Origin of the sequence: Mesorhizobium sp. M1A.F.Ca.IN.020.03.2.1, from assembly GCF_004023205.1 — a bacterium.
In the GTDB taxonomy this organism is placed as follows: domain Bacteria; phylum Pseudomonadota; class Alphaproteobacteria; order Rhizobiales; family Rhizobiaceae; genus Mesorhizobium.
Window position 1 is genome coordinate 1 of sequence record NZ_RZSV01000227.1, and the last position, 8,765, is coordinate 8,765.

Here is an 8,765-nt window from a genome sequence, read left to right on the forward strand (position 1 = left end):
ATGTATATCCGACCGCTCCTTCGAACACCGTGACATGGCCCGGCCAGCGCGCGCTGCGCGGCATGCTCCTGAGGTCGTGCGCGTTGATCGCGTCATGCGGCGCCTCCAGCGCCACCTGGAAGCGGCCGTCAGGCCGCGCCGATACCCGGGCCAGGATGTTCTCCTCGCCGTAACGCAACCGGGTGCGGCGCGCCAGCGTATGGAAATGCGCGTAGCCGGCGAGCGAGGACCACGGATCGGCGGCCGGACCCGCCGTGCTTGCGTCGGTCGCTGCCAGCGCCGCCGCGGCGATCGCTTCATCGCTTGGCGGGGGAACAGCGACGAGAGCATCCTGATGCCGGCCGATCAGGCCGGTGTCGATATCGCCCGCCGCGAAATCGGCGTCGGCGGCGAGTGCTGCAAGGAAGGCGGTGTTGACCGTCGAGCCGGCAACTTCGGTTCGGGCCAGCGCCTTGCGCAGCGCGCCAAGCGCGGTGGTTCTGTCCCTAGCGTGCACCACCAGCTTGGCGATCATCGGATCGTAGAAGGGCGAGATCGCATCGCCGGCCCGCACGCCGGTCTCGATGCGCATGGCGGCATCCTCCGGCGGCGTGTCGGGGAATTTGAGATGATAAAGCGTGCCCGTCGCCGGCAGGAATCCCTTGGCCGCGTCCTCGGCGTAGATGCGCGCCTCGAAAGCATGTCCGGCAAGGGCGATCTCGTTCTGCGCCTTCGGCAGTTTTTCGCCGGCGGCGACACGAAGCTGCCATTCGACCAGATCGACGCCGGTGACCATCTCGGTGACGGGATGCTCGACCTGCAGCCGTGTGTTCATCTCCATGAACCAGAAGCGGTCGGCTTTGAGGGCCTCGGAAGCATCGACGATGAATTCGATCGTGCCGGCGCCCGAATAGCTGATTGCCTTGGCGGCCTTCACCGCCGCTTCCGTCATCGCCTTGCGCAGCGCCGGCGTCATGCCGGGGGCGGGCGCCTCCTCGATCACCTTCTGGTGGCGGCGCTGCGCCGAGCAGTCGCGCTCGAAAAGATGCACGACATTGCCGAAATTGTCGCCGAACACCTGGACTTCGATGTGTCGCGGCTTGTCGACATATTTTTCGACCAGAACGCGGTCGTCGCCGAAGGCAGCCTTGGCCTCGCGCCGCGCTCCGGACAGCGCCTCGGAGAAGTCGTCCGGATGGTCGACGCGCCGCATGCCCTTGCCGCCGCCGCCGGCGCGCGCCTTGATCAGCACCGGGTAGCCGATCTCGCGCGCTTTTGTGGCAAGCAGCACAATCTCCTGCGCTTCGCCGTGATAGCCGGGCACCACCGGAACGCCGGCCTTTTCCATCAACCGCTTGGCGGCATCCTTCAGCCCCATGGCGCGGATCGAGGCGGCGGACGGGCCGATGAAGATGAGGCCCGCCGCCGTCACCTGGTCGACGAAGTCGGGGTTCTCCGACAGGAAGCCGTAGCCGGGGTGGATTGCCTCGGCGCCTGTGGCAAGCGCCGCGGCAATGATCCTGTCGCCGCGCAGATAGCTGTCACCGACCGGCGAGGGGCCGATATGCACCGCCTCGTCGGCCATCTCGACATGCAGCGCTCGCGCGTCGGCATCCGAATAGACGGCGACTGTTCGCACGCCGAGCTTGCGCGCGGTGCGGATGACGCGGCAAGCGATCTCGCCGCGATTGGCGATCAGGATCTTGCCGAACATGGAGCATCCCGAGTTTGCGACGGGCAGCGCCAATTCGGCAGGCGCGGGCCTACTTCGATGCGGCGATCTCGCAGGCGCCGCCCGTAGTCACCTTGTAGTGCGCGCGCGTGGCCAGGCAGGATTTCATCGCCAGCTCTTCCGCAACCTTTTGGGACGGCGCATTCAGGTGTCCACCACAGATGATGTAAGACGACATGATCCGGGCATAAGGCGTGGTCGCGTAGGCTGAATGGCCGCTCGCCGCCAGATAGGCCTTGTATGCCCTGTTGCACGGATCCTTGGGATTGCGTGGGATGTAGGGTGGAAAGCGCTTGTCCCCCTCGCTTCCAGCCAGCGACCCGGCGACGACAGCGCCGCACGAGGCGCATATAAGCATTCCTGCAAGTATCGACGCGGATGCTTTCCGCAGATATTCTCGTATCATTTTTACCCCATCCCCATGAGACAATGCAGGATGAGCAATATCGAATATTTGCCGGCGTCGCTAGATGGTCACTCAACATTGTCGATCTCGTGAACGGGTGGAACGTCTTTGTCATAAAGTTCAGCCTCCCCCAATCGCAGCAACGGCTGAGCTGTATAGTCTGGCAGTCAGATCGTCGAAGCAGCAGAAAGTGACGGTCTCGGGGATGGCGTTTTCGCCTAGAAAAACAGCAACCGTGCCGACGGCTACTTCGGTAGCCTGATCTTTCGGATAGCCGTAGATGCCGGTCGAGATCGCCGGAAATGCTATCGTTCGACAGTCCTTACCGGTGGCAATCTCCAGCGAGCGCCGATAGCAGGAGGCGAGCAACTCCGCCTCGCTCTCGCCCCCGCCGTGCCAGACCGGGCCGACAGTGTGAATGACATAGCGCGCCGGCAGCCGGTAGCCTTTCGTCAGTTTGGCATCCCCGGTCCTGCAGCCGTTCAGCGTGCGGCATTCGGCGACCAGCTCCGGCCCGGCGGCGCGGTGGATAGCGCCGTCGACACCACCGCCGCCGAGCAGCGAGGAATTGGCGGCATTGACGATGGCATCGACCTTAAGCCTGGTGATGTCGCCGGTATGCACGCGGATCCTATCGCTGACGCCGCTCATCGTCACATCCTGAACACGCCGAACTTCGTTTCCTCGACCCCGGTATTGAGCGCCGCCGAGAGGCTGAGCGCCAGCACCTCGCGCGTCCTGGCCGGATCGATGATGCCGTCGTCCCAAAGCCTTGCCGAAGAATAGAGCGGGTGACCCTCATGCTCGTATTTCATCAGGATCGGCTTCCTGAATTTCGCTTCCTCTTCGGCGCTCCACTCACCGCCCTTGCGCTCGATGCCCTCGCGCTTGACCATGGCGAGCACCGTCGCCGCCTGCTCGCCGCCCATCACCGAAATGCGCGCATTCGGCCACATCCACAGGAAGCGGGGCGAATAGGCGCGGCCGCACATGCCGTAATTGCCGGCGCCGAACGAACCGCCGATGATCACCGTAAGCTTCGGCACGCGTGCCGTGGCGACCGCCGTGACCAGCTTGGCGCCGTCCTTGGCGATGCCGCCGGCCTCATACTTTCGCCCGACCATGAAGCCGGTGATGTTCTGCAGGAAGATCAGCGGAATGCCGCGCTGGCAGCAGAGCTCGATGAAATGCGCGCCCTTCAGCGCGCTTTCCGAGAACAGCACCCCATTGTTGCCGAGGATGCCGACCGGCATGCCGTGCAGATGCGCAAAACCGGTGACCAAGGTGGTGCCGTAATTCTGCTTGAACTCGTCGAACTCGGAACCGTCGACCAGACGCGCGATCACCTCGCGAACGTCATAGGGCTGGCGCAAATCAGTCGGCACGATGCCGTAGAGTTCATGCGGATCGTGAAGCGGTGATACTGGTTTCTGTAAGTTCAGGCTTACGGCCTTGTTCCGATTCAGGTTCTTGACGATGCGTCGGCAAATGGCCAGCGCGTGCTCGTCATCCATGGCATAGTGGTCGGCGACGCCGGAAAGCCTGGTGTGGACCTCGGCGCCGCCGAGCTCCTCGGCGCTGACGTCCTCGCCGGTGGCAGCCTTCACCAGCGGCGGGCCGCCAAGAAAAATGGTCGCCTGGTTGCGCACCATGATCGTTTCGTCCGACATCGCCGGCACATAGGCCCCGCCCGCCGTGCAGGAGCCCATGACGCAAGCGATCTGCGGGATGCCGGCTGCCGACATGTTGGCCTGGTTGTAGAAGATGCGGCCGAAATGCTCACGGTCGGGGAAGACCTCGTCCTGGTTGGGCAGGTTGGCGCCGCCGCTGTCGACCAGGTAGACGCAAGGCAGCTTGTTCTGCAGCGCGATCTCCTGCGCGCGCAGATGCTTCTTCACCGTCACCGGATAATAGGTGCCGCCTTTCACCGTCGCGTCGTTGACGACGACCATCACCTCCCGGCCTTCGACACGGCCGATGCCGGTGATGATGCCGGCCGACGGAATATCCTCGCCATACATCGACCATGCCGCGAACTGGCCGACCTCGAGAAAAGGCGAGCCGGTGTCGAGCAGTTGCGCCAATCTTTCGCGCGGCAGCAGCTTGCCGCGGCTTTGGTGGCGCTCGCGCGCCTCGTCCGAGCCGCCTCGCTCGATGCCCGCCGCCTTCTCGGCGATATCGTCGACCAGCGCCCGCATGCGCTCGGCATTGGCGCGGAAGGTTTCCGAGGAGGGGGAGATTTGGGTTTGGAGTGTGGCCACGTTATTCCTCACACCTCTTGATGCCGCAACGCAACCAGTGTAACAGCCCGCACCCGGATGCTGCGTGCGCAGCGCGGCATCTTTTGTACGAATGACACCTCAGGAGGCGACGATGAAAGGCATCGATATGCGTTTCAACAAATGTCTCCCCTCGGCCATGGCCTGACGCCGCCGAAGGGCGGCTTTCCACGTCCCGGATTCGAGCAAAAGGAACACGGCGCCTGCAAGCGCTGTGGGTGTCACTATGTATGTGCGGTTTGTAACGCCGCTGATCCATCCGAAGAGCCGGGTAGAGAGCGGCTTTTTCCATGCGTCCTGGTACTTGTACCGGAATGGCTGCCCGGACTGGATCCATGGCGAACTGGAGGATCAGTTCGACTGGTTCAATCGGCATTTGCCCATTCCTGGCCGGGTTGGGCGGCATTTCAAGCGCCGTGAGTCGATTTGGGGCGTCTGCTGGTTCCACCCGAACGCCAAGGAAGCCATCAGCCGTGCGCGCTATTGCGCCTGGCTGATCGAGGAGGGCGGCTTGCCTGTGCGCTCGATCACGTCCCGGCGCCAGCGTGAGGTTCTGTGGCGCGATGAGCATCAGATCGTCGCCAAGCCGACCGACGACCTGCCCAAGGCGTTCGGCTGAGGTGACGGAGGGAGACATCACACTCCCTCCGCCATGATCTCGCGGCCGATCAGCCAGCGGCGGATCTCGCTGGTGCCGGCGCCGATCTCGTAGAGCTTGGCGTCGCGCAGAAGCCGCCCGGTCGGATAATCGTTGATATAGCCGTTGCCGCCGAGCAGCTGGATGGCATCGAGCGCCATCTGCGTCGCCTTTTCGGCCGCGAAGAGCACGCAGCCGGCGGCGTCCTTGCGCGTGGTCTCGCCGCGGTCGCAGGCACCGGCCACGGCGTAGACATAGGCGCGCGCCGCGTTCATCGTCGAATACATGTCGGCAAGCTTGCCCTGCACCAGCTGAAAACTGCCGATCGGCTGGCCGAACTGCTTGCGCTCATGCACGTAAGGCACCGCCACGTCGAGGCAGGCCGCCATCAGCCCGATCGGCCCGCCGGAGAGCACGGCGCGCTCATAGTCGAGGCCCGACATCAGCACCTCGACGCCGCGCCCTTCCTCATGCAGCACATTCTCGAACGGCACCTCGACATTCTCGAAGACGAGCTCGCCGGTGTTCGAGCCGCGCATGCCGAGCTTGTCCAGTTTTTGGGCCACCGAAAACCCGGCAAAGGTTTTTTCGATGATGAAGGCGGTGATGCCGCGCGAATTGCGCTCCGGATCGGTCTTGGCATAGACCACCAAGGTCTCGGCATCGGGTCCGTTGGTGATCCACATTTTCGAACCGTTGAGCACATAGCGGTCGTTGCGCTTTTCGGCGCGCAGCCGCAGCGACACGACGTCCGAGCCTGATCCGGATTCCGACATTGCCAGCGCGCCGACCTTTTCGCCCGAGCAGAGCGCAGGGAGGTATTTCTCCTTCTGTGCCGGCGTTGCCCAGCGGTTGATCTGGTTGACGCAGAGATTGGAATGCGCGCCGTAGGAGAGGCCGACCGAGGCGGATGCGCGGGAAATCTCCTCCATCGCCACGACATGCGCGAGATAGCCCATACCGCTGCCGCCGAACTCGGGATCGGCGGTGATGCCGAGCAGGCCGAGCGCGCCGAGCTCCCCCCACAGATGTGCCGGGAATTCGTTGGAGCGGTCGATATCGGCCGCGATTGGCGCGATCCTGTCTTGTGCCAAGCGCCTTACGGTATCGCGCAACGCCTCGATGTCGGCATCAAGCCCGAAGTTCAGCGTATTCGTATACATGGCGTTCCTCCCGGCGCATGACCCCGAAATCGACTTCGATAAGGATAATGCGCGAAATCAAAGTGCCACGGCCTCCTTTGCGCGTCGGACGGGACGCGTTGCGCTGCCGGCGCCGATCTTCGCGCCGACGAGCCGCCTTGTCATCGAAAGATATGTCGTGGTGACTTCAGAGATCGACAGCCGCTCGCCCGGACGGAACCAGACGATGACGCCGGTCATCATCTGGATCAGCGCCATGGCGGTCAGGCCGACATCATCGATCTCGAAGATGCCGGCTTCGGCGCCGTCGCGCAGGATCGCGCGCAATTCCTTCTCATAGGCCGTGCGCATCTTGAGGATCTGCGTCAGCCGCTCATGCGAGAGGCTGCGCAATTCCATGTTGGAGACATGGGTGGCGCGGCGCCGCTCGATATGGAAGGCAATGTGGTTCTCGACATAGGCGGCGAGCCGCGCCGCCGGATCGGCCGCTGCCGGGCGCGCGTCATCCCAGGCCTTGAGCAGGCCTTCCATATGCTCGCGCATCAGCGTGAACAGCAGATCCTCCTTGGTGGGAAAATAGCGATAGAGCGCGGCGGCCTGCACGCCGACTTCGGTCGCCAGCTGGCGCATCGACATCGCCTCATAGCCGAGCCGCGCGATCAGGCCGACCGCCGCCTCGCGAACGGCCGCCTCGGTTTTTTCGCCATCTGAACCCGTGGTGCGTGCCATGTTTGCCTCTGCGAAGCAGATAATAAAACGAACGTTCAATTAATTCAAGCGGGCAAGCGAAGGTGTTCAGGCCGAAGGGCAATGGCCTGCACTCGGTCTGACGCAAGCCTCGGCTGGATCTGTAGAGCGGAGCGACTTAATCGCCGCGGAAAGCGCGGCTCGCCTGATCGGTCAGGGGCTTAAGCAGATAGGAAAGCACCGTGCGGTCGCCGGTTCTCAGGAACACCTCCGCCGGCATTCCCGGCTTCAGTTCCAGCGATCCCGCCTGTTTGAGGCTGCTTTGCGTCAGCACGATGCGCACCGCGTAATAGGCGACCCCGGCTTTCTGGTCCTCGATGAGGTCGGGCGAGATACGGTCAACCTGGCCCTCGACTTCCGGCGTGATCTGCTGGCTGAAGGCCGAAAGGCGAAGCGTGGCGTTCTGTCCGATGCGCACCTGGTCGATGTCCTGCGGCGCGACGCGCGCCTCGACCACCAGCGCGTCGGCGCTCGGCACGATCTGCATGATCGCCTCGCCGGGCGCGATCACGCCGCCGATCGTGTGCACGGCCAGCTGATGCACCCGGCCCGATTGCGGGGCGCGGATATCGATCTGCTTCAGCGTTTGCTCGGCCGCGATCTGACGCTCGCGCAGTTCGCTCATCTTGCCCTCGATCTCCCTCAGTTCGCCCGCCACTTCGCTGCGCAGGTCCTGATCGATCTGGATGATCGCCAGTTCCATCTCGCTGATGCGCCCGCGCGTCTGCGCGGCGGCGGCGATCAACTGCCCGTTTTCGCCGTCGAGCCTTGCCTCGGCGCGTTCGCGATCGGCCAGACGCGAGATCGGCACCAGCTTCTTTTTCCAGAGGTCCCGCATGCCCTCGAGCTCGATCTTGGTGAGGGATATCTCCTGCTGCTTGCTCCTGAGCTGGGCCTCGATACCCGCGATCTCCTGACGGAACTGCACGATGCGCTCGCGTAGCTGTGAAATCTTGCCCTCGCGCGCCTGCCGCCGCAGCGCGAACAGCCTGTTCTCGCCGTCGATGAGATGACCGATCTGAGGGGCATGCGCGTTTCCCGACAGCTGCTCGGGATAGAGCACCGCCTGGGCGCCGTCGCGTTCGGCAATCAGCCGGGCGCGGCGGGCAGAGAGCTCGTCGAGACCGTTGTCGACGATGGCGAGATTGGCACGCGCCACCGTGTCGTCCAGCCGCACCAGGACGTCGCCCGCCTCGACCGTGCTGCCGTTCTGCACGTTGAGAGCGCCGACGACGCCGCCTTGCGGATGCTGGACGGACTTCACGTTCGAGCCGACGACCAGATGGCCGCCTGCGACCACGGCTCCGGCAAGACTGCTTGATGCCGCCCAAAGGCCGAGCCCGCCGACAAGCAGCGCCGCTGCGATCGCTCCCGCCCGGACGTTCCTGCGAATGGCCTGACGCAAGCGCTGCTGCTGGGGCGAAGCACCTTCGATCGGCTTCGAACCGCGGTCGAGCAGCGCGATCGCGCGCGCCCTGGCGGACAATGCGATGTCGCGCACCACGCGCAACGCATCGGCTTTGAAATAGGGAGTTGCCGACCTCATCTCAGCCCGCCGATCCGACCGCATGCAGCGGTTTCGTCACCGGCTGCAAAGCCTGCCGTGCGATCTCGCTCTTCAGCCCGAATGCCTGCTGCCTGCCGCCATTCAGCACCAGCAAGTGGTCGAGCGCGGCGAGGGCGCTGGGACGATGCGCGACCACGATGACGATGCCGCCGCGCGCTTTGATGCCTTCGATGGCACGCGTCAGCGCTTGGTCGCCCGCGGCATCGAGGTTGGAATTCGGCTCGTCGAGCACGACGAGGAACGGATTGCCGAACAGCGCGCGCGCCAGGCCTACAC

The 8,765-nt window shown here is 64.2% G+C and carries 8 protein-coding genes and 1 pseudogene; 1 reads left to right on the forward strand and 8 read right to left on the reverse strand.

Annotated features, from left to right (window positions below; translation table 11 throughout):
* The 4 genes from EOA79_RS26085 to EOA79_RS26100 all read right to left on the reverse strand — a co-directional run.
* The coding region (locus EOA79_RS26085) for a biotin carboxylase N-terminal domain-containing protein (protein WP_128293426.1) at nt 1–1,693 on the reverse strand (1,693 nt) is incomplete at its 3' end.
* A 49-nt stretch (nt 1,694–1,742) separates the two neighbouring features.
* Nucleotides 1,743–2,117, reverse strand: coding sequence for a hypothetical protein (locus EOA79_RS26090; protein ID WP_067321032.1), 375 nt, complete (start codon nt 2,115–2,117; stop codon nt 1,743–1,745).
* A gap of 120 nt (nt 2,118–2,237) precedes the next feature.
* Entirely contained in the window at nt 2,238–2,768 is a 531-nt protein-coding gene (locus tag EOA79_RS26095) for an O-acetyl-ADP-ribose deacetylase (RefSeq protein WP_095823697.1), read from the reverse strand.
* 2 nt (nt 2,769–2,770) lie between these two features.
* Complete coding sequence (locus EOA79_RS26100) at nt 2,771–4,378, reverse strand: carboxyl transferase domain-containing protein (protein WP_095823696.1); 1,608 nt, start codon at nt 4,376–4,378, stop codon at nt 2,771–2,773.
* Between the two features lie 244 nt (nt 4,379–4,622).
* Here EOA79_RS26100 and EOA79_RS26105 point away from each other — a divergent pair, with 244 nt between their 5' ends.
* Nucleotides 4,623–5,015, forward strand: coding sequence for a hypothetical protein (locus EOA79_RS26105; RefSeq protein ID WP_066997523.1), 393 nt, complete (start codon nt 4,623–4,625; stop codon nt 5,013–5,015).
* 17 nt (nt 5,016–5,032) lie between these two features.
* On the opposite strand, the gene EOA79_RS26110 is transcribed toward EOA79_RS26105, so the two are convergent.
* The 4 genes and pseudogenes from EOA79_RS26110 to EOA79_RS26125 all read right to left on the reverse strand — a co-directional run.
* Complete coding sequence (locus EOA79_RS26110; RefSeq protein WP_095823695.1) at nt 5,033–6,196, reverse strand: isovaleryl-CoA dehydrogenase; 1,164 nt, start codon at nt 6,194–6,196, stop codon at nt 5,033–5,035.
* A gap of 57 nt (nt 6,197–6,253) precedes the next feature.
* Nucleotides 6,254–6,904 carry a TetR/AcrR family transcriptional regulator gene (locus EOA79_RS26115; protein ID WP_127334918.1) on the reverse strand — a complete coding sequence of 217 codons (651 nt, stop codon included), beginning with the start codon at nt 6,902–6,904 and terminating at the stop codon, nt 6,254–6,256.
* A 136-nt stretch (nt 6,905–7,040) separates the two neighbouring features.
* On the reverse strand, nt 7,041–8,468 hold the full coding sequence (locus tag EOA79_RS26120; protein ID WP_128293428.1) for an HlyD family type I secretion periplasmic adaptor subunit: 1,428 nt from the start codon (nt 8,466–8,468) through the stop codon (nt 7,041–7,043).
* A 1-nt stretch (nt 8,469) separates the two neighbouring features.
* Nucleotides 8,470–8,765 (reverse strand): annotated as a pseudogene (locus tag EOA79_RS26125) (type I secretion system permease/ATPase); the annotation flags it as partial.